The sequence below is a fragment of the Planctomicrobium mucosum genome, from assembly GCF_051466335.1.
Classification (GTDB): Bacteria; Planctomycetota; Planctomycetia; order Planctomycetales; family Planctomycetaceae; genus Planctomicrobium.
This window is the reverse complement of the sequence record NZ_CP195793.1, coordinates 4,584,291-4,603,845: the sequence shown is the minus strand read 5'-3', so window position 1 is coordinate 4,603,845 and position 19,555 is coordinate 4,584,291. Positions and strand designations below refer to the sequence as shown.

Genomic DNA, 19,555 nt, shown 5'->3' with positions numbered 1-19,555 from the left:
CTCGCAGGGTGCGAAAGGAACCGTCACTATGCCAACATGCTTTGGCAATTTGATCATGTTCAAGGAAACATGGATCACCGGGAGCTACGAATGAACCTGCTGGCCCGAAGAGGGGCATAGTCCGAAGGAGATTGCTGCACAAAAGGAGTGTTCCCTGCTCGGAATCCACCTTAGGCTCTGGTGAACCGTGGGCCACGCCTCCTCTGTTGCATTCCGTCACGGGGGCCAGTTCTTGCGAACCCCCGCGACGAAACACTCCGACGGCGACGGTGAACCGCAAAGCCAAGAGGGAATTGGTTAAAGCCCGAGTCAGTCAAAGATCATTGGCCGTAGCTGGTATCCACATCGACGCGCGGCTCTAGAAGTTCTTTGACCAGTTCTTCCGCAAAGGGAGAAATTGGACGGCAGAGGTTGAGTGTCTCCAATCGGTCCAAAAGCGGCCAATCAGCCAGGAGACGGATGTCCGATTCCACGAATTCGACATCCCAGTCCTTGTCCTCTTCGTCATCTGGTTTGTCTTCATAAGCGGGATGCAGCCAGATGCGCAGGACATCGACTCGGAACATCAAAGGATGTTTCAGCCATTCAGCAAGATGTGATCGATAGGTATATAGAGAGAGATCTATTCGCGCCAGTGGGGACAAATTGAAGCTATCGCCGTCTACAACACGCATTGGCAGTCCCCAATCGCCTTCCTCGATTTCAAACAAAGGCAGTCCCCGATAATACTCCGTGCAACAGATAAGATGCTCCATATCGGCGAACCGCTTCGCGCGGCAGATCCCCGGCAGGAGGTCCAGAAGCCTCTGCAAGCGTTCCGCAGCCGTTTTGTCTTCCCAGGGAAAGTCCCAACGGAGACTCCTTTCGCCTTGATCCTGGCCGCGCCTGCTGATGCCGACATACGGTTGCTGGCATTGCAAACGGATGAACTCGGAATAGTCTCCTGCACCGTGTTGTTCTAACCAATCCGCGTATGCCAACCTCGGCTGATCGTCACGTGGCGCAGCATGGATGGCTTCGATGAGAGCCAGTTCCTGATCCGTATATGGTTGTTGCTGCATTGCCATTCCCCATCCAAGCCGACATAGACGTCCCGCATTTTATCCGCCAGACGCATTGATTTCCGCTTCGATTCGACGCAGCATGTCGAGCAATCGCTCGAATGCAGGCGGTTCACCGAAGATCATTTCCTGCATCTTGCGGTAATCCTGCTCCAGTTCCGGCAGGCGAGCATCGGGAGGGACGATCCGGAGCGTGCCCGGTTTGGCCTCCGTGTACCGTGCCCAGGCTGCGGGAAAGAAGACTTCCTTGTGCCGAGCGACTTTCAGCAGCAGTTCGGTATCCTTGATTGCGGCCCTCCCCAGGTCATGCTCGTACAGTCGCACGACGTCGTAATAGTGCCTCGATTGCCGATCCCGGAACTTCTTGTCCGCCGGTGCATGGTGCCACATATGCAGCACCGTGGCTTTCTCCCAGAAGGTCCGCTCGGCAGCCAAGACATGGACTTGGCATCCAGCCTCCTTGAAGATATTGGGAAAGTCCTCCGCCGCGTAGGACGTGACGGTGGCCTCAATGGCTGGCCAATGGTCCGAACGTGCTCCAAATTCCATCCGCACGGCTGACCGGATATAGGCCGGTTCGTCGGCGGGGTGATCCCGGCTTTCTGCCGGATAGTGGAACAACAAGGTCTGCCCGTCCGGGTCGTCCTCGGCCAATTCCAGGTCCCAACTCGTCGAGGGCGGTTCGCCCAAGGCGTTACCGAAGGACTCGATGAGTTGGGGCAGCAACCGTTCCCGGATGACTCGTTGGCACGTTTCAGTCAACGCTTCGAGTCCGTGCTTCCGTTTCTTGCCGGATGTGGCGTTGAGCGGATCGCTCTCGCCGCCGAATCCCAGCCCGGCCCGGTCGAAGGACAGGTCCACGTCTTCCGAAAAGCGTTCGATAATCCCGAACACTTTGGACAACGACGTGCCGCCCTTGAACAGCAGTCCGGCTGGTGGATTGTGCAACGTGAACAACCGCTTGAGCGTCCAGCAGACCCAGAAATCCTTTTCGATGATCGCTGGTGTCAGGCCGCGTTGTCTTGCGGTTTCCGCGAACAGGTCCGTCCGGTCAGCAATGGGGAGCCGTGCAATGTCATCCATGACCGGCCACCTCCAGTTCTGCCTGGGCAATCTGCCGGACAGCAGCAGCGATCCAGTCGGTCGTGTAGCGGGCGTCCTGGAGCAGCCCCCGCCGCTGGTCTGGTGACAGGGCACGCCGAATCTGGCCGATCACCTTGTCGTCCACGGCGGCCTGCCCAAGATGCCGCAGGGCTTGAAAGACCATCGCACTGGTCCGGCTCCCCACCGGCAGTTCCTTCGGAGCCGCGTGACGAATCTGGATCGTCGTGTTGCCGATCTTCACCAGACGGGTCCGCCCATCGCTCAGGTAAACAGGCTTGGCAGGCACCTGCGTGGACAGTCCCAGCCGGTTGGCGGCCACCGCACCCGAAGGAACCACCTGGCTGCCGGTCTGCCGGGCCAGGGCGTCGGCAATGTCGTCCAAATCGGGGCCGAGGGGGATTCCCAGCCGGTCATTCATACACGGATAATGGTAGAGGCCGCGCCCCAACCGCAGGATGTCGCCATTCCTGACCAGCCGTGAGAGCGACTGGTCGGCGGCATCGCGGCTGCCCAGGTCAAGGAAGTCCTTCGGAATGAAGACCTTTCCCCGGCCTTGGCTGCGAATCCGGCTCAGAATGTCGTCTTGTACGGTTGTGGTCATGGCTCTTGCTCCAGTCAGAAAAGTGTACGCGAGTTTCTGACAGAAGGCAAGATCCGATGACGACGTGGGTTCCGAATAGACCGCCCGGCGGTCGGCTTCCAAGCCGTGTGCCTGTTCGGAAAATGACGGTAAAACAACGGCCTACACTGTCAGTACCTTGAGAAGTAGGCCCCCAGAGTGACGGACAAATACACCAGTGTCACCTTTCGCAACCTTCATTCCAGCTTTGGTTTACCATCCTCGATTTGGCGGCGCAACCCCGCTTCCCAGCCCCGGACGCCCGCGATAAAAAGTTCAAACGGCGTCCTGTCCTCTCCGCTTCAATTAAAAAGCCCTTCGATGAATTGTCGAAGGGCTTTTTTCGTTGGTTCGCTCAGTTGATGGCTCAATCAGCGGGGTTCTGGATCAACCCAAAAGTCTCGGGTTTCCATCACATTGACCTATGTGGACTTCTGATTGCTCGAACCGCTGGCCAGATTCCGTCTTCATAAAATTACGCTTGGCGAAGTAGTCGCATCGGAATTGATGCGTTGCGATGGTGCTCTCTACCATCAGGCTACTGGTTGACTTCGTGCAGATTCGGCGACGTTTGCAGTTACCGGATGCCATGCCAGATTGATCCGGCGAGTTTGGAACGCTGCATGTTTTCGAGGTGCGCTTACCAACTCAAAAAGATAGTGCTTGATACGGGCTCCCGAACTTGGATACTGAATTGAGCGAGTTTCCGAGAGTTGCAACTGCCCTAGGTGACACGCAACTGGGAATCCCCCGTCCGCAGCTCAATCGGAGAGAAGCCTGCAATGGGTGAAGTCAATCGACGAGAGGCAGTCAAGCTGGCGATGAGCTTGGGAGTGGCAGGGGCCGTGGCGAAGGTCGCACTGGCAGAGGAGACTCCAGTCTCCGCACCATCAAGGGCTCTCGAAGATCGTGTCCAAGGATTCCTCGTCAATCCGGGGAGTTACATGTTTGGCGAGGAGATCACTACCAAATTGGATGACTCGCTTGCGGGACTTGAGCTGGTGATTACCTCTGCGGCTCCGGATCGTCGAGGCAATCACTTCGTTGTCCGTACTCACTCCGCACAGATTTTTCAGGCCAACGCCGACATCGACGAATTCACCAAACAAGGCGGGGTCTACTAGCGGATCGGTAAGACCGAGGGCAAGACGCAGTTCAAGAAACCTGGACCCTTGGTCATGGTGGTTCGTGACAGCGATGACTCGCTCCGTTGGTACTCTCTGGAGATAGATTTCCGCTGCTGAATCCCCTCTGGTCGGGGTCACTCCCCATGACTGCTGCGTCACTTGATGACTACGTTCGGTGGTTTGTCCGGTCCTCACCGCTGAAACTAACAAAGCCCTTCGATACATCATCGAGGGGCTTTTGGCTTATTGTGGCGACGGCTTCCCGTAGCGTTCGTGACAAATGTGGAGTTCTGCCGGTGATGAACACTGCGTTCGAATGAGCGTTCGCCAGCGTTCACCGCCACACTTCCCTGCAAACAGGGGCTAGTCGTCGAGTTTGAAGTCCTGCGTTCCGCCATTTGAAATGGTCACTTTGCGATCGAGAGTCGCTGTGTGGTACTTCGTTGGGACCGTCGCCAAGAGCTTCTCTTTTTTCTCCACCGGCTGGATGAAATAGGTGTAATCACCGGGAACGATTTCGATTTCAAATTTGCCACTCTTGATCGTTGTGACTGCCGGGAGACCAGCTCCGGTCGGCTGGAAACGGATCATCACATCGTTCAGTGGTTTGCCGTTCGCAGTCGCACTCCCGGTGAGTTTCACACGATCAGCAGTTGGAGTGATCCTCGCACCGCCGCAGCCGACTCCCATTGTGGCAACGATCAGCAGCGAGAGTAGTAAGTTTCGACGTGATTGCATTTGTTGGTTCCGATGTCAAAACATGACTCGCATGGACCAAGCCCAGCGAGTCATGGAAGAAACAAAATCTGATTGGTGTCGACAAGTGACAGTTTGTTGCGGTTTAGAACTCGCCCACAACCTGCCCGTCCTGTGCTCCTGCGATCCACTTCAGGACGAGGGAATCCAAGCTGTCTCCGAGGAATCGGACTGAACCGTCTCCCATTACCGCGTGGCAACCACCGACGTGGAAGCTGAATGGCTCGTCATTTGGTCCGCAGTTGTTCACTGTCCAGCGGCATTCCGGTGGGCCACCCATCGGGTTGGCATAAGCGTTGATCTTCGCCTGTTGTGAGGCTGTCGAATTGCTCGGTCCGGAAACCCCGTTTGTTCCTGCATCGGGATCAGCCCACGCGTACATGCGGCGCCCGCCGGAGGCTCCACCTTCCCAGGCGGGACCTTCGGTGACAGGCGATGGGCGATTGGAAAGTGAAGCGAAGATTCCCGCGTTGGGATGCGACCGGCCAGCGTCTTCAATACAGAGAATCGTATTTGATGTTCCGTCTGTGATCGCTCCCATTTTGCGATTCTTCTCGCAGCTCAGGAATCCTTGTACCGTCACTCCTGCCATTGTTCGGCGTGCGGAGACGGCCCGTGCCCGGTAGTTGGCTTGTGAGGGATCTGATTCGATGTCGCTGGTGGTGATGAACATGTAGTCCCAGACGCCGAATCCATCTGTTGAGCGAGCGCCTGGATCTGCCGGGGTTGATGGGCAGACGAAGGACGCGATGTGCGTTTTGGCGGCCGCCACAGTTCCAGCGTGTGACGCATCGTTGTAGACGCGGCCAATGGAATCCGGGTGCAGGTTCGTTGTGGTGTATCCTGCCGTGGCCATGTCAGCGTATCGCAGGCTGTGATCCATCATGTTGTACACGTTGGCCTGATCAATGTAGGGCAACAGCAACGTCGGGACTGATTCCGTCATGTAAGTTGTGTTCGATGACCCCGTGCTGTTGCACTGTCCCGAGTGTGGAAGATGGCTATAGGTGCTTTCGAAGTTGTGGACAGCCAGGCCGATTTGCTTCATGTTGTTTTTGCATTGGCTACGACGGGCAGCTTCGCGTGCCTGCTGGACGGCGGGCAATAACAGGGAGATCAGGACCGCGATAATCGCGATCACAACGAGGAGCTCAATCAGTGTGAATCCGCTGCGTGCGGGCGCCTGGGGCAGACGTGCCTGTGGTCGAACCTTCATTGCAAAATCCTAGGTATGAGTGGCTGAGTTCGAGAGGTTTCAGGAGATTGAAATTCTCATCAGCAGTGCGGACGTAGTATGGTTTTGAATATTTTCTTTTGATGAAGATCTGTTGAAATTTGATAATGTGCTGTCTCGTTGTGTTTGATTGATCGTGCCACGAATAAAGTGGACTTGCCTAAACCTCTCGCTTGTCTGGTAATCTGCCGCCTCAGGATGGGTGTCGAAATTACTTCAGGGAGTTGGAATTCCATGGCGTTCAGCCAATTCAAGATCGATTCATATCAATGCGGCGCAGGGCAGCCATTGGTGTTTATTGCAGGGCCTTGCGTGATTGAATCTGAGGATCTGATTCGGGAGACATCGCTCCGGATTGCGGATATGGCCTCGCGGCGAGGCTGGCAGATTGTGTTCAAAGCGAGTTTTGACAAAGCAAACCGCACCAGCTTCAACAGCTTTCGCGGGCCGGGTCTGGAGCGTGGTCTGGAGATTCTTGACCGAGTTCGTGAGACGACCGGACTTCCTGTGACGACAGATATTCATTCCCCGGAGCAGGCAGCCCCTGCTTCTCGGGTGTGTCGTATCCTTCAAGTGCCGGCATTCCTGGCGCGGCAAACTGATCTGGTCAACGCGATCGCCGAAGCGGCCCGCGACAACAACTGTATCGTCAACGTCAAGAAGCCACAGTTCATTGCTCCAGACGACATCATTCACGTTGTCAACAAGTGCCGGGAAGCTGGAGCGAACGATGTGCTTCTCACCGATCGCGGCACCATGTTCGGGTACGGTCGGCTGATCAACGACATGAGTTGCATCCCCACGATGCAAGCGATGGGGTGCCCTGTTTGCATCGATGCCACTCACAGCGTGCAGCGTCCGGGTGGAAGTACCACTGGCGGGAACCGGGCAATGGTGCCGTTTCTCGCTCGAGCAGCAGTGGCAGCAGGGGCCGATGCGGTCTTTATGGAGACGCATCCGGATCCAGACAAGGCGCTTTCAGACGGTCCGAATCAGGTGCGGCTTGACGACCTTGAGAAGACGTTCGAACAGCTCTCTCGAGTTCGCGAGCTCATCAACGAGTTCAATGCCTGAACCGTATTGAACCGGAACTCTCAAAAAGAAAAGGTCGGACACTGTACTGCGTCCGACCTTTTTTATTCGTCAGCTCAAAGGGCTAGACGTTCTTCCAGGCGAGTTCCTTGGCACTGCTGAGAACCGCGTCGCAAACTTTCTGCGTTTCCAGAGAATCGCGGAATGTCGGACCGCAGGGCTCGCCAGTTTCCAGGCTCTTGAGGAAGTCTGCGACTTGGTGGACGAACGAATGTTCGTATCCAATTTGCAGACCCGGAACCCACCACTTGTTCATGTAAGGATGGTCGCCGCCGTTGTCGGTGACATGAATGCTCTTCCAGGCTCGGAATGGACCTTCATCGTTGTAGTCGAACATTTCGAGACGGTGCAGGTCATGCAGGTCCCATCGGAGTGACATGTTCTCCCCGTTGATCTCGAACGTGTAGAGTGCCTTGTGGCCACGCGCGTAACGGGTTGATTCGAACAGTCCGAGAGAACCATTTTCAAAGTGACAAATGAACGCACACGCGTCATCGATTGTCACCTTCTGCTTTTGCCCGGTCTCTGTGTGAACGCGTTCTTTGATGAACGTTTCGGTTGTTGCAGAAACGTCCTTGATCTTGCCGTTGAGCCAGATCGCAGTGTCGATGCAGTGAGCCAGCAGGTCGCCTGTTACCCCTGATCCCGCAGCGGCAGCATCAAGACGCCAAAGAGCGTTTCCACCCTGTGGCAAGTCTTCGTTGATGGTCCAGTCCTGCAGGAAGTTGGCGCGGTAGTGGAAGATGCGTCCCAGACGGCCGGATTCGATGATCTGCTTCGCAAAAGTGACAGCAGGAATTCGACGGTAGTTGTACCAGACAGTGTTCGGGACTTTGGCAGCTTCGACAGCTGCGCACATCTCTTCTCCCTCTTCCACGCTCAGTGCGAGGGGCTTTTCACACAGAATCATCTTGCCAGCTTTCGCAGCGGCAATGGCGATTTCTTTGTGAAGATTGTTCGGGACGCAGATGTCCACAGCATCGATGTCGTCGCGGGCAATCAATGCTTTCCAGTCGGTCTCGATCGACTCATAACCCCACTGGTTGGCGAACTCCTGGATCTTCTCCTTGTTGCGGGCACAGGCTGCCTTGAGCACCGGGCGGTATTTCAGCTCGGGGAAGAAGTCGGGAACTCGCTTGTACCCGTTGGTATGAGTACGGCCCATGAACCCGTAACCAATCATGCCGATGTTCAACGGCTTTGACATTCGGAGTCTCCAAATAAAATTGCACTTGTGACTGAACAGAAACGGAATGTATCAAGAATTGAGTTGATGTTCACTCAATCAGAGGGGAGAGGTTTCAAACTTCAGGGGAACCAACGGGTGCTCCGGGGAGTGTCCATACAATTTTTAGGTCTGGAATTGATAAGGGAGGGATGTGAGGCATTGGCGGAATGGAATTGACCCCGCTGAACTCGTACTCTTGAGTCGGTCTCGACCGGCGGAGAGTCTGAATCACCAATAGGCTCGGAGGGGTGTTGTGACCTTCAGTCTCGTGGCGGATGCTTCCGTTCTCGAATCTCCTCCAGTCGTTGTTTGATCCGCTGTTCGTAACCACGGTCGGTCGGCACGTAGTACTGCCTGTCGACGCCGAGGTAATCCTGATCGACCCAGCCCCCCTCTCCATCGTGGGCGTACTGGTAGCCTTTCCCGTGTCCAAGTTGCTTGGCCCCCTTGTAGTGGGCATCCTTCAGGTGGACGGGGACAGGAACGACACGCTGGTTCTGAACGTCGTCCATCGCTGCATTGATTCCCATGTACGCAGCGTTCGACTTCGGAGCACACGCGAGGTATGCCACCACCTGCCCCAGAATGATTCTGCACTCCGGCATGCCGACACGTTCCGTTGCCTCCGCAGCGGCATTGGCGAGGATCAAACCTTGCGGGTCCGCGTTCCCGACATCCTCGGATGCCAGAATCACAATGCGGCGGGCAATGAACCTGGGGTCTTCGCCAGCGACAAGCATTCGGGCGAGCCAATAAAGGGCAGCGTCCGGATCACTCCCTCGCATACTCTTGATGAACGCACTCGCGACGTCGTAGTGCTGGTCTCCCTTGGCATCGTACAGGACCGCTTTCTTCTGGATGGACTCCTGAGCAATCTCCAAGTCCAGTACCGGTCGCGTCTCATCGAGGGACAGAACTCCGATTTCAAGTGCCGTCAGCGATCGGCGTGCATCTCCGTCGCAGACGTCCGCCAGAAAGTTCAACGCTTCTTCCGTAGCGGATTCGGGTGACTTGCCGAGACCGCGGGTCTTATCCGTGAGGGCCCGCTTCAGGAGCTTTAGAATGTCTTCCTGTGTGAGTGACTGGAACTCGAAGACCTGACTGCGGCTGATCAGAGCCCCTTGAAGCGAAAAGAAAGGATTGGCTGTCGTGGCAGCGATCAGGCTGACAACCCCTGCTTCGACGTCCGGTAGGAGCACGTCCTGCTGAGTCCGATTGAAGTGATGCAACTCGTCGACGAACAGAACCGTTCGGGCTCCGCTGGACTGTAGGCGACTTCGGGCGTCATCAAGGGCGGCCCGAAGTTCCTTGACCCCCGCTGAAGCTGCGTTCAGCACAACGAAGTGAGACTTCGTCTGTCGGGCGATGACTTCGCCTAGAGAAGTTTTTCCGGTGCCCGGGGGACCGTAGAAAATCATTGATCCGATACGGTCTGCCTTGAGCATGCGGCGGAGCAGCTTTCCTTCCCCAAGAAAGTGCTGTTGCCCGGCGAACTCTTCCAGAGTTGTTGGACGCATTCGGGCCGCCAATGGCTTGGCGGCCTCTGCGTGTTGCTTCTCTTGTTTATCGAACAACCCTGCCATCGTTGTCTCAGTCTGGTGCATTCAGGTGTGGGAGAGGAAATGAGTTGCAGACTCAATTGGCCTACGGGGAAGTTTCGCTACTGGGAGAGTCTGCCGGTTTCAATGCGGTGCCTCGACTGCGAACCTCAGCGAGCATTTTGCAGAACATCTCCCCCTGCTCAATCGCGTCGTCAAGGGCGTCGTGAGTGTGGGGGCGCTTGCTGAACCATCTGTGAGGCATGTTACGTTTTGACGCTTCCCGAAACTCCGAGTTCATCAGAACCATCGCCATGGTTTTCATGTCGAGGCTCGAGAATGAAAATGGACTCGCGCCAGTGAATCGAATCAGGTACCAGTAGACGAAGGTGAAATCGAACCCGGCAGGATAGGCAACGAACACGCACCGTCCGGGTAACGATTTCAGCCACTCCGAGTACGCAAGCATCGCTGCCTCGGGGGTCAAAAGGTCGCGGCGAGTTTTATTCCATGCTCGAGAATTGCGTTCCCACCACTCCATCGTTTCCGGGTGTCCCGTCGCTCCCGGTAGGGTCTCGAGATTCGCACTGAAAGTGGAGTGCCGCGTGCCGTCTTCCAGATAGGCAGCAGATCCCAGGCTGAGCATCGAGTGCGGGCCCGGGATCGGGCCGTCTGCTTCGATATCGGTGCTCACATAGATCTCAGGCATGATTGTCTTTGATTTGGCGCGGCGAAAAATGTAAGTGGAAACACGTTGATGCGAAGTGTTCCACGTGAAACGGAAATCAAGGATACGGGAAGTCGGAGTACGGGAACAATTGAAGTGGTTTCCGGACAGAACTTGATCGTTGATTGATCTGCGTGTTTTGATGGAACTTCAGAGGGTTCCACGTGAAACCGTACGTGGCGATCGATTGACTCCAAAGGGGACGGAGAGGAACTGGACACCCCTTCCCGAAGAGATCACAATCTCGCGATGCGAAACCTCAGCTTGAATACGTTGACTCTCCTCCTCTTGTTAGTCGTGGGCTTTGTTCTTCGGGTCACTCTCCCATCGCGGATGGCGGTCGAACATTTTGACGAGGGGGTCTACGCTTCGAATCTCTACTCGGATCACATTGGATTCGAGTACCCCGATCGTCAGTACTACGCCCCTCCCCTGCTCCCTGCGATCTTCGAATGGGTGATGGTGTTTACCGGTGCAAGTTCACACGCTGTGATGTGGGTCAATGTGGTCTTCGGGACCGGATTGATTTTCGCGGTCTGGTGGACCACCAAAGAACTGCTCCAAACATCCACTCCCATCTCGACTCCTGCAAGTGCGAAGTGGGATCTGGTCGCTGTGATTCAGCAAGGGGCATCGCTTTCAGCAGCAGCGATGGTCGCCTGTGGGGATTTCTTCATCCAGTACAGCCGGGCCGCGCTCACTGATATTCCCGTGACCTTCTGGATGGTTTCCGCTGTTGGGTGCGGAGCGAGAGCTCTGCGGACCGGAAGCTGGAAGTGGTCAGCAGCGAGCGCGATGCTGACGTCTTGCGCCTGGTGGACGAAATATAATGGCTGGCTGCCGCTCGCGATTCTTGGGGCGGGTCTCGCTGGATGGCTGGTGCTCACTCAACTGGGACGATCCTCTTTGAGCGGAGCGAGCTTGCTGGCAACGCCGCCTGAGAAGAAAAAAGGATCGAATCGATCCCAGTCAAGCGGCACTGTTTCGGGGTGGCAACCAGTGGTCCTATTCGCTGCGATTGCGTTGGGGGCGTTTCTGTTATGGGTTCCCTGCCTGAACTCATTGCAAGCAACCGGTGGATACGCTGCCGTCGCGAAGAATCATCAGGGGTATCTCGTCGGGTGGAGCGGGTGGGGAGAGTCTGTCTCGAAGCACGTTTTTGTGAACTGGTACTATTCCAACCTGCCGACGATCTGTGGTCTGTTCATCGCCATTGTGATTCCGTTTCAGCGCGGGACGTACATCGATTCTTACCTTCAGCTGCAAAACCGCCCCCTCTTCTTCGGGGGACCAATTCTGCTTTTTGGAGCGATGATATCCGTGGTGATCGCAGGTCTCCTGCCGTTGCTGCTCGTGTTGACGACCATCGCCTTTGTGTTTTGGAAAAAACACGTCAATGCGTCGTTGAGAGAATTGGAGGCGCCAGCGGCCGGGAATCTCGACGCAGCCAATGCCCCTGCTCTACGGACTCTGCCTCTCGGAATGTGGATTCTACTCGCCTGGATTCTGGGGCTGCTCCTCACAACGCCACTCTACCGTCCGTATCCACGGTTGATCCTTCCTCTGTTGACGGCACTTGTCATGGGGGCTGCGATTGGGGTCAGCGTGCTGGTCTCTGTCCTGCGGGGATGGCGGGGAGCAACCATCGGTCAACGACCTCTGAAGGAGCTGAGTGTTCCAATCATCTTGAAAATGGTCCCACTCACAGCATCCATTTTCGTTTCAGTTGTCCCGACCGTTGTCACCCTGAACCGGACAGTTTTCCTTCCCGCTTTGCAGGACCGGACCGGATTTGTCAGCGTGACAAGCGAAGTATTGGCAGCGATCGAGAAGGACCTCGAGGTGCATCAGAAGTCCGAACTGAGCAATATTGATTGCGTCATCTACGTCCTCGCTGAACCGGGACTCTATTATCAGCTGGCGGCGAGAGAGAATGAAGGACTCAAATACATCAGCCAGCCAGCGTCGGATCTGGGGATGCTTTCTTCGGGGAAAGTTGATGGCAAAGTGCCTGCTTATCTCGTCACAGGGATGCACGCTCAGAAAGAGATTGAGCAGCTCGATCTGGAGTTCAACAGAATCCTCGAGGTCACGACCTTGGATTTCACACCCAGTGATCTCGTCCTGCTGGACGACATGACCCCTCGCGAACTTTCAAATCACCGGGATCAAAAGGTCCGATTATGGAGAATCAACCGCGATCATTAGGGGACTCTTCATCCTCAGACTGATGGATCTGAGGCGAGAATTTGGGGATCTGGTCGTGAGTGGTTCTCGATTGAAGTCGAGCAATCGGGACCGCGAATGCCGATGCGACGCCGATTTACGCAGACCTCCTGTATGGCGAATATTAGTGAATTTCTCTAAAGCCCCTGAGTTTCCTGCTTGATCTGGAAAACTACCGCTCAAAAAAGTTCTCTCGAATGGAACCCAACTCCACTGGAGAGACTCCCCTGGGCCGTCCGAATTACAAAACGTCGGCAGAATGATTTCTGCTCGACTCTCACGGGGATGGCGTCAAAGTGTTGTTCCACCCCGAGAGGACTCTCGAGATCAATCAAAAGTTGCTGGCGCTTCAAGGAAAGAAGCAGGTGGCTTTTGAAGAAGAATAAAATTGAATTTGTCTGTACGGAGACAGGCTCCCATGAGTGAAAACGTTCCAGTCATTCCCCAACGTCGCCTCGGTCGTGGACTCAACGCTCTTCTTGGTGGAGGTGCTCCAGCTCATGAAGAAACACAACAGGAGATTCAGGGAGAGTTGCGGGAGATTCCGACAAGCCAGTTGAGCCGCAACCCGTTTCAGCCTCGTAAGCATTTTGACCCCGAGTCGATCGGTGAGCTTGCATCCAGCGTCAAGGAACATGGCGTTCTTCAACCGATTCTGGTTCGCGCGATTGAAAACGGTTTTCAAATTATCGCAGGGGAACGTCGTTGGCAGGCTTCCCAAAAGGCGGGACTGAAATCCATTCCATGTCGCGTGGTGGATGTCATCGACAAGACCGCTTGCGAGTACGCGCTCGAAGAGAACCTGAAACGCAAAGACCTGAATGATCTGGAAAAGGGCCAGGCGTTCAAAGATTACATCGAGCAGTTCCAGTGTACCGTCGAAGAGCTTGCAAAGCAGTTGAGCATGAAACGCTCGACGATTTCGAACATGATGCGTCTGTTGGAACTTCCAGATCCCATAAAGAACGCGATCAACAGCGGGCGTCTGACGGCTGGTCATGCCCGTGCACTTCTCCCGCTGGACCAAGCGAATCAACTTGCACTCTCAGGGCGAATTCAGGCAGAGCAGCTATCAGTTCGTCAGACTGAAGCGATCGTCAAATCGTTGATGGGGCGTGATGTCGAAGTCGCACAGCCAGCAACCGCAGTCGACGTTCCTGTTATGGCCGAATCGGCAACTGTCTCCCCATCGATGCCGGACGCAATGCCAGCGGCTATTGAGGTCGAAGTGCCAGCTCAGGCGACTGTCTCCGCCAGTCCAGTTCCACCAGCTGAGTCCAAGTCGGAACGTGACATTTTGCAGATGCGGGAAGTGGATCAGAACCGCACGAACCACGTCGAGTCGCTGGAGTCTCAGTTAAGGGATCTGCTGGGAGTACGGGTAGAGATTAAACTGAGTTCCAAGGAAAGCGGCCAAATCCTGGTCCCGTTCGGCAACAATCAAGAATTCGAAAGAATTCTCGCGACGTTGCGACGCAATGCAGCCTGATCAGTTGTGGGGCAAACTCAGATTCTAAGTACGAAATCGTGGTGCAATTGAGAATTCGATGGTTGAATTTCAACGCGGCAACGCTCGTGAGTCAAGGTTTCAGAATTCGGATCAGGATCCACAATTCTAGCATGGACAACGTGCTGGAAATGGGTTAACACAGTACAAGACACGGGACGCGTCAATTCGCGTTCCGTGTTCGTTTATAACACAACTTGAGAATGAACCACCACGAGCCCTCTGCTCGTGGTTTCATTTTGTTAGTCAGTGCGTTTGAGACGGATAGAGTAAAATGGACCGACAACCGATTACCCGCGAAGGCTACGAAAAACTGCGAGCTGAGATTAAGCATCTGGACGAAGTGGTGATGCCACAGATTGCCCAGAACATCGCAGATGCACGTGCCGAAGGGGACCTGAAAGAGAACGCCGAGTATCACGGGCAACGTGAAGAACAGGGGCGTGTTCAGGCAAAGATCTATCAGCTCAACGCGAAGCTCGCGTCGTGCTACGTTGTCGATAAAGCAGACATGCCCAAGGGGCAAGTGACCTTCGGTTCCACGGTGACAATCAAAGAACTCGATGGTGGGGACGAAGAGACTTACGAATTTGTTGGGCCCGGTGAGGAAGACTACTCGGGAGACGTCATGAAGATTCTGACGGCCAGCCCGATCGCAGTCGCACTCATGGGGAAGAAGGAAGGAGACCGGGTTGAAGTCTCTTTGCCTCGTGGAACGATGAAATTCGAAGTCGTCAAAATCGTAGATCACGGTGAGTGACACAGTCGTTTCGACTTCGCAAAGCATGTCAGCGCCCAGCATCGATTGCTGGGCGCTGTTGTTTGTCGACCGCACTTATCCGAGGAAATCCGGTTTCAGAAATCGATGTTGGGGTCGGTTGTAAAATTTACAAACCGGTCGAGCGTGTGAGGGAAGTATTTGGCTGATCCATGACTGGCGCCATCGCAGGTTAAGTGACTGAGTTTGAATCCACTCTGTCGGTACGTATTCTGTGCGAAGAAGATTGATCACCTCGATTATTTGCTGGAATGCTCGCAATGATGAGTCGGCTTTCTGTCGCTGCGATTGCCTTTGGCGGGAACCTCGGAAATGTTCCTGAGACGTATCAATGCGCTGTGAAGATTCTGAATGAAGACTCAGGGGTTCGCGTGCTGAAGACGAGTCGGCTCTACGCGACCCGCGCCGTCGGCGCCGATGCTGGAGGAGACTTTATTAACGGGGCGTTCCTCGTTGAAACGGAGCGAGATCCGCTGCAACTGTTGGAGAAACTACAGTCGATTGAAGTGCAGCTAGGGCGAGTGCGAACGACTCATTGGGGGCCGCGCACAATTGACCTCGATCTCTTGAACTTCGACGATCAGATTCTTCAGTTACAAACAGCAACCGAAAACAAGCCAGCCGTGTCAAGCTCTCTGGACACGCGTCTCGCGACACTTCGGCTCCCACACCCTGGTTGCTGGTACAGACGATTTGTTCTTGATCCCTGGTGTGAAATTCAACCGGACTGGCGACATCCATTGCTTGTCGAATCGGTACTCGAAATGAGGAAAAGAATTCGTGAGCGACCACTCAACGTTTCAGTGGGTGGAGAGAATGATTACGTTGATTGTCTCACTTCTTCGCTGCGGTCAGGGTTTGATTCGGAGTCCGTAGTATTTCATGTTGGCGAATCTCACTTGTCTTCGCAGATTCGATTTTTCGTTGAAGAGGCGGTAACTTCAGAAGTAGCTGGTGCTCGAGAAATCCGGGTGGCAGCGGAGTCTGCACTTGATCGAATCAGTGAAGTCCTTCATGCAGCACTCGACGCACCGACGCCGATGATCGCCCCAGTGGAATCGCCGTCTCTTTGAGCAGGCCAGATGTAAGAGAGGCGTGTCAGTGCTAGACCAGATGATGAAGCGGTTTGTCGGCGGGCTGGGTGGAGCGATTGCCGGGATTTATTTCTCAGCCGCTTCGATCGTAGCATCGAACTTTTTGCTGTCGTTTCTAAATAGCTGCGGACTCTTCGCGGCTTGCGGTCTGTTGTTCGGATTTCTTGGAGTGGTGTTTCCAGGGAGATTGAGTGGTTTCGCTTTTATCGCGTCGCTCTTTCTTGATGATACGGCTTTGGATCGTACAACTCGGATCTCATTTCAACTGGCAGCAGTCGCTTTCGTTGTTGGGGGGCTGATGCTCCTGTTCTCGTTAGTTTTTCGAACCCAGGCGATTGGAGCCTTGGGCATCGCCGTCAGCCTTCCATTCGTGATAAACGTGCTGACTCAGCCGCTTTCACATGATTGCTGACTTTGCATTCAGCAAAAAAACCATGACTGAAAATCACCGCGGTGTTCAGTCATGGCCAATTTACGTGAAACGTGAATTCTGAAAATTCAAATTTCGGATTGTGAATTACTGAGTAAAAACGGTTTCGTTGACGGAATCGTCTTCATCGCCTTCGTCGTCTGGAAGTCCGCCCGGTCGACCGATGCCGTACTTCTTGAGACGGCGGTCGAGCGTCGTGCGTTCGATCTGAAGGATGCGTGACGCCTTAGACTTATTCCAGTCTGTCGATTTCAGCACCGCTTCGATATAGAGACGGTCCATGTCGTCGAGCGTCGTGCTCCGCTGAATGAAACTTCCCCACAGATCGATTGAAGGATCGACGCTCGTTTCAAGAGGAGACTCCGCTGAAGCTGCAATCGATGTTGGAATCGAGGGAGATGTCGTGGTGGAACTCTCGTCATCATCCAACCGCAAGCGAGTCAGAACAATGTCGTCTGGCCCAAGGATTTCGTGGTCGCTGAGGATGACAGCTCGTTCTACGACATTGCGCAGCTCACGAACATTTCCTGGCCAGTCGTGCCGCTGAAGTTTTTGAATGGCAGCTGTGCTGAACCCGCGAACTCGACGATGTGCCTGAGCAGCGAATCGTTCAACAAAGTGCTGAGCGATCGCTGGGATGTCACCAGGGTGGTGTCGAAGTGGAAGGACTTCCAACTCAATCACCTGAAGGCGAAAGAAGAGGTCGCGACGGAATCGACGTTCGCGGACTGCTTCCTCAAGGTTGCGGTTCGTCGCTGTGACGACACGGACGTCGACCATGATGGGCTCGCCACCACCGACTCGTTCGAATGCTTGTCCTTCGAGGACGCGGAGAAATTTCGCCTGAATCTCAGGGCTCATTTCACCGATTTCATCGAGGAATAACGTTCCGCCGTGTGCTTGCTCAAACTTCCCGGATCGCTTGGATGAGGCTCCCGTGAACGCTCCTTTTTCATGTCCGAACAGTTCGCTTTCTAACAGGCTCTCGGTCAACGCCGCACAGTTCACACAGACAAATGGTCCGTTTTTTCTCAGGCTGTTAAAGTGAACCGCGCGAGCGACCAGTTCCTTTCCAACACCACTCTCACCGCGAATCAGAACCAATGCATCGGTGGGGGCAACGCGAGCGATTGAACGCCGCAGCTCCTCGAGTTTTGAACTGTTACCTACAAGTTCACTGCCGACCTCAAGCTGATCCTGAAGATCGACGACGATTTGCCTGGCCCGATCGAGTCCGACTTCGAGTTCCAATCGTTCACGCAGGGCGGACATTTGATCCCCCATGTGATCCGCGACAGCGAGAACGAATTCCAGGCTACTTTGCGTCATTGGTGCAGTGCTGTTTGTGCTGTAAAGGTGGATGACTCCCAGCGATTTCTTGTGGTGGCGGATCGGTGCACAGATCGCACTCTCTGCATTCAGTGCTTGCAGGCTTTGCTGTGACGCGAGTGACGCGTTTTTGGAAATATCATGGGCGAGAATTGCATCCTGATCATCAAGCGCAATGCGAGTCAGAAAGGTTGAGAAGCCGGTCGCAGGAGGTTGACCGTAAACAGCGATCGGGGCCATTCGTTCAATGTCAGGGTCTGGGTCGCCAGCAGGGGTGATGATGATGCCCCCGAACGAAGCGCCCGTCCGAATTGCCAGTGACTCCAGAACGTTGTGGCACAGTTCCGATTCGCTTGTGCTTGAGGAAATCGAACGAGCTAGGCGGAACAACGCTGCCGCGTCGTCCCGGTTCTTGTTAACTCGCTCCATTCCATGCTGGATGTCGTACTGCGTTCCAGATTTCCGTTCGATGATTTCGTAGCCAGACTCCACGTCGATCGAGGGATCGCTCTTAGGAATGTCTTGGCTGCCATCACGCGGGCGATCGGTAAACAGCATGGTGCATGAACCGACCCCGATGGAATCTCCATAGTCGAGAGATTCGTCCGCTTCGAGCCGCTTCCCGTTCACTGTGACGCCGTTACGGCTTCCGAGATCTCTCAGCTTCCATTCACCAGCTCTTGAGAAAATTTCGCAGTGAAGGCGACTGCATTTTGCGTCAGGTAGAACGATGCGATTGGTGTGAGCTCGACCGATTGTGAAGCGGCCACCAGGCGTCAATTCAACGACCTCTAGTCGCGCATCGCCGCGTTGAATGACCAGGAATGCAGACTCGGCTCCTCGTCCATCGCTCCCAGTCATTTCCGATAATTCCATATTCCATTACGCCTGCGGCAGGTGAATGTTCCAGGTCAGTCATTCGAATGAGCTGACCGAATCCTTCTTTAAGTCTAACTCTGGCTGAATTTGCTCGGGGTTTTCCTTCCAATTGCAAAAAGCACCGAGGCTTCGTGCTCAATTGTGGCATATCCCAAGCAAATCATCCTGAAGTTGGTCAGTTTTAGAGCAGATCAGATGCCATATGGGCAATTAACGTGAGAAAGAGTGATTTGTGAGCGTTATGTTGACGGGGTGATTTATTTCGGTGCAGACAGATTTTGTTCTGATTAGTTTTGCTGTGTTTTAAAATGCATCAGCTTTTAGTTAAATAGGGGAATCCCCGATTATTTTGAGAATGGATACCCTTGAAGTGCGTCAGAAACATAATGGGATATGGCGTTCTACGATTTTGTTCGAGTTGGCGCGAAGATTGCAGGACTGGTTCTCCTGATTATTCCCGATTCGTCGCCGTGTCATCCTATCGGATTTCTGTTGTTTGTGTAATCGTCTTTGTTTTTTTCCATTCCGAGGTACGGTGGGCCCGCGAATTTTACAATTCGCGGGCTTTTTTATTGATTCGACTCAATTTTTGGCGGAGACACCGTTGGTTCTGCAATTGGCAGATAAAGTGCAAGATGGGAACTCAAAAATGCTGCGGTCCGATCCCTCGACCCGCTTGACCCTCTCCTGCTTGGCAGTTACATTTCCCTCCCACGCGCCCGTAGCTCAGTTGGTTAGAGTGCATGCTTGACATGCATGAGGTCACTGGTTCGAGTCCAGTCGGGCGCACTGGTTCGTTGAAAGCTCTTCAGCCATCTGCCAGAGA

At 54.5% G+C, this 19,555-nt stretch carries 16 protein-coding genes and 1 tRNA gene; 8 read left to right on the top strand and 9 right to left on the bottom strand.

Annotated elements, in window-relative coordinates:
- Window positions 1-320 precede the first annotated feature (320 nt).
- From SH668x_RS18300 to SH668x_RS18290, 3 genes are read right to left on the bottom strand one after another with little or no spacing between them, the layout of a single operon-like run.
- Window positions 321-1,061 (bottom strand): TIGR02996 domain-containing protein, encoded by a 741-nt coding sequence (locus SH668x_RS18300; protein ID WP_437186506.1) that lies wholly within the window; start codon window positions 1,059-1,061, stop codon window positions 321-323.
- Window positions 1,062-1,100: 39 nt separating this feature from the next.
- Window positions 1,101-2,144, bottom strand: coding sequence for a nucleotidyl transferase AbiEii/AbiGii toxin family protein (locus SH668x_RS18295; protein ID WP_437186505.1), 1,044 nt, complete (start codon window positions 2,142-2,144; stop codon window positions 1,101-1,103).
- Window positions 2,137-2,766 carry a DUF6088 family protein gene (locus SH668x_RS18290; RefSeq protein WP_437186504.1) on the bottom strand — a complete coding sequence of 210 codons (630 nt, stop codon included), beginning with the start codon at window positions 2,764-2,766 and terminating at the stop codon, window positions 2,137-2,139. Before SH668x_RS18290 ends, SH668x_RS18295 begins: the two co-directional genes overlap by 8 nt.
- 746 nt (window positions 2,767-3,512) lie before the next feature.
- Here SH668x_RS18290 and SH668x_RS18285 point away from each other — a divergent pair.
- On the top strand, window positions 3,513-3,908 hold the full coding sequence (locus SH668x_RS18285) for a hypothetical protein (RefSeq protein ID WP_437186503.1): 396 nt from the start codon (window positions 3,513-3,515) through the stop codon (window positions 3,906-3,908).
- Window positions 3,909-4,274: 366 nt separating this feature from the next.
- Here the strand turns inward: SH668x_RS18285 and SH668x_RS18280 are convergent, their stop codons facing one another.
- On the bottom strand, window positions 4,275-4,649 hold the full coding sequence (locus SH668x_RS18280; RefSeq protein WP_437186502.1) for a hypothetical protein: 375 nt from the start codon (window positions 4,647-4,649) through the stop codon (window positions 4,275-4,277).
- Window positions 4,650-4,752: 103 nt separating this feature from the next.
- A complete protein-coding gene (locus tag SH668x_RS18275) occupies window positions 4,753-5,883 on the bottom strand; it encodes a DUF1559 family PulG-like putative transporter (RefSeq protein ID WP_437186501.1) in 1,131 nt (376 codons plus the stop codon).
- Between the two features lie 252 nt (window positions 5,884-6,135).
- On the opposite strand from SH668x_RS18275, the gene kdsA reads away from it, so the two are divergent.
- On the top strand, window positions 6,136-6,975 hold the full coding sequence (kdsA, locus tag SH668x_RS18270; RefSeq protein ID WP_437186500.1) for a 3-deoxy-8-phosphooctulonate synthase: 840 nt from the start codon (window positions 6,136-6,138) through the stop codon (window positions 6,973-6,975).
- Window positions 6,976-7,057: 82 nt separating this feature from the next.
- On the opposite strand, the gene SH668x_RS18265 is transcribed toward kdsA, so the two are convergent.
- The 3 genes from SH668x_RS18265 to SH668x_RS18255 all read right to left on the bottom strand — a co-directional run bounded on the left by SH668x_RS18265 (window position 7,058) and on the right by SH668x_RS18255 (window position 10,468).
- Window positions 7,058-8,200, bottom strand: coding sequence for a Gfo/Idh/MocA family protein (locus tag SH668x_RS18265; protein WP_437186499.1), 1,143 nt, complete (start codon window positions 8,198-8,200; stop codon window positions 7,058-7,060).
- A gap of 281 nt (window positions 8,201-8,481) precedes the next feature.
- Window positions 8,482-9,804 (bottom strand): replication-associated recombination protein A, encoded by a 1,323-nt coding sequence (locus SH668x_RS18260; RefSeq protein WP_437186498.1) that lies wholly within the window; start codon window positions 9,802-9,804, stop codon window positions 8,482-8,484.
- 61 nt (window positions 9,805-9,865) lie between these two features.
- Entirely contained in the window at window positions 9,866-10,468 is a 603-nt protein-coding gene (locus SH668x_RS18255; protein ID WP_437186497.1) for a 3'-5' exonuclease, read from the bottom strand.
- Between the two features lie 267 nt (window positions 10,469-10,735).
- Between SH668x_RS18255 and SH668x_RS18250 the strand changes: the two genes are divergently transcribed.
- The 5 genes from SH668x_RS18250 (at window position 10,736) to SH668x_RS18230 (ending at window position 16,503) form a co-directional block, all read left to right on the top strand.
- On the top strand, window positions 10,736-12,694 hold the full coding sequence (locus tag SH668x_RS18250; RefSeq protein WP_437186496.1) for an ArnT family glycosyltransferase: 1,959 nt from the start codon (window positions 10,736-10,738) through the stop codon (window positions 12,692-12,694).
- A 436-nt stretch (window positions 12,695-13,130) separates the two neighbouring features.
- A complete protein-coding gene (locus tag SH668x_RS18245; protein WP_437186495.1) occupies window positions 13,131-14,201 on the top strand; it encodes a ParB/RepB/Spo0J family partition protein in 1,071 nt (356 codons plus the stop codon).
- 292 nt (window positions 14,202-14,493) lie between these two features.
- Window positions 14,494-14,979: a transcription elongation factor GreA gene (greA, locus tag SH668x_RS18240; RefSeq protein ID WP_437186494.1), complete on the top strand. Its 486-nt coding sequence runs from the start codon at window positions 14,494-14,496 to the stop codon at window positions 14,977-14,979.
- A gap of 278 nt (window positions 14,980-15,257) precedes the next feature.
- Complete coding sequence (gene folK / locus SH668x_RS18235; protein WP_437186493.1) at window positions 15,258-16,070, top strand: 2-amino-4-hydroxy-6-hydroxymethyldihydropteridine diphosphokinase; 813 nt, start codon at window positions 15,258-15,260, stop codon at window positions 16,068-16,070.
- Between the two features lie 22 nt (window positions 16,071-16,092).
- Entirely contained in the window at window positions 16,093-16,503 is a 411-nt protein-coding gene (locus tag SH668x_RS18230) for a hypothetical protein (RefSeq protein WP_437186492.1), read from the top strand.
- A gap of 105 nt (window positions 16,504-16,608) precedes the next feature.
- Here SH668x_RS18230 and SH668x_RS18225 read toward each other — a convergent pair whose 3' ends face one another.
- Entirely contained in the window at window positions 16,609-18,726 is a 2,118-nt protein-coding gene (locus SH668x_RS18225) for a sigma 54-interacting transcriptional regulator (RefSeq protein WP_437186491.1), read from the bottom strand.
- Window positions 18,727-19,444: 718 nt separating this feature from the next.
- Here SH668x_RS18225 and SH668x_RS18220 point away from each other — a divergent pair.
- Window positions 19,445-19,518 (top strand) — tRNA-Val (locus tag SH668x_RS18220).
- Window positions 19,519-19,555: the final 37 nt, after the last annotated feature.

Excerpts from the sequence above, each read along its gene's own strand:
- SH668x_RS18300 (WP_437186506.1), bottom strand. The coding sequence starts at position 1,061 with ATGCAGCAACAACCATATACGGATCAGGAACTGGCTCTCATCGAAGCC.
- kdsA (WP_437186500.1), top strand. The coding sequence starts at position 6,136 with ATGGCGTTCAGCCAATTCAAGATCGATTCATATCAATGCGGCGCAGGG.
- SH668x_RS18280 (WP_437186502.1), bottom strand. The coding sequence starts at position 4,649 with ATGCAATCACGTCGAAACTTACTACTCTCGCTGCTGATCGTTGCCACA.
- SH668x_RS18225 (WP_437186491.1), bottom strand. The coding sequence starts at position 18,726 with ATGGAATTATCGGAAATGACTGGGAGCGATGGACGAGGAGCCGAGTCT.
- SH668x_RS18260 (WP_437186498.1), bottom strand. The coding sequence starts at position 9,804 with ATGGCAGGGTTGTTCGATAAACAAGAGAAGCAACACGCAGAGGCCGCC.
- SH668x_RS18275 (WP_437186501.1), bottom strand. The coding sequence starts at position 5,883 with ATGAAGGTTCGACCACAGGCACGTCTGCCCCAGGCGCCCGCACGCAGC.
- SH668x_RS18245 (WP_437186495.1), top strand. The coding sequence starts at position 13,131 with ATGAGTGAAAACGTTCCAGTCATTCCCCAACGTCGCCTCGGTCGTGGA.
- SH668x_RS18255 (WP_437186497.1), bottom strand. The coding sequence starts at position 10,468 with ATGCCTGAGATCTATGTGAGCACCGATATCGAAGCAGACGGCCCGATC.
- folK (WP_437186493.1), top strand. The coding sequence starts at position 15,258 with ATGATGAGTCGGCTTTCTGTCGCTGCGATTGCCTTTGGCGGGAACCTC.
- SH668x_RS18265 (WP_437186499.1), bottom strand. The coding sequence starts at position 8,200 with ATGTCAAAGCCGTTGAACATCGGCATGATTGGTTACGGGTTCATGGGC.
- SH668x_RS18295 (WP_437186505.1), bottom strand. The coding sequence starts at position 2,144 with ATGGATGACATTGCACGGCTCCCCATTGCTGACCGGACGGACCTGTTC.
- SH668x_RS18250 (WP_437186496.1), top strand. The coding sequence starts at position 10,736 with ATGCGAAACCTCAGCTTGAATACGTTGACTCTCCTCCTCTTGTTAGTC.
- greA (WP_437186494.1), top strand. The coding sequence starts at position 14,494 with ATGGACCGACAACCGATTACCCGCGAAGGCTACGAAAAACTGCGAGCT.
- SH668x_RS18290 (WP_437186504.1), bottom strand. The coding sequence starts at position 2,766 with ATGACCACAACCGTACAAGACGACATTCTGAGCCGGATTCGCAGCCAA.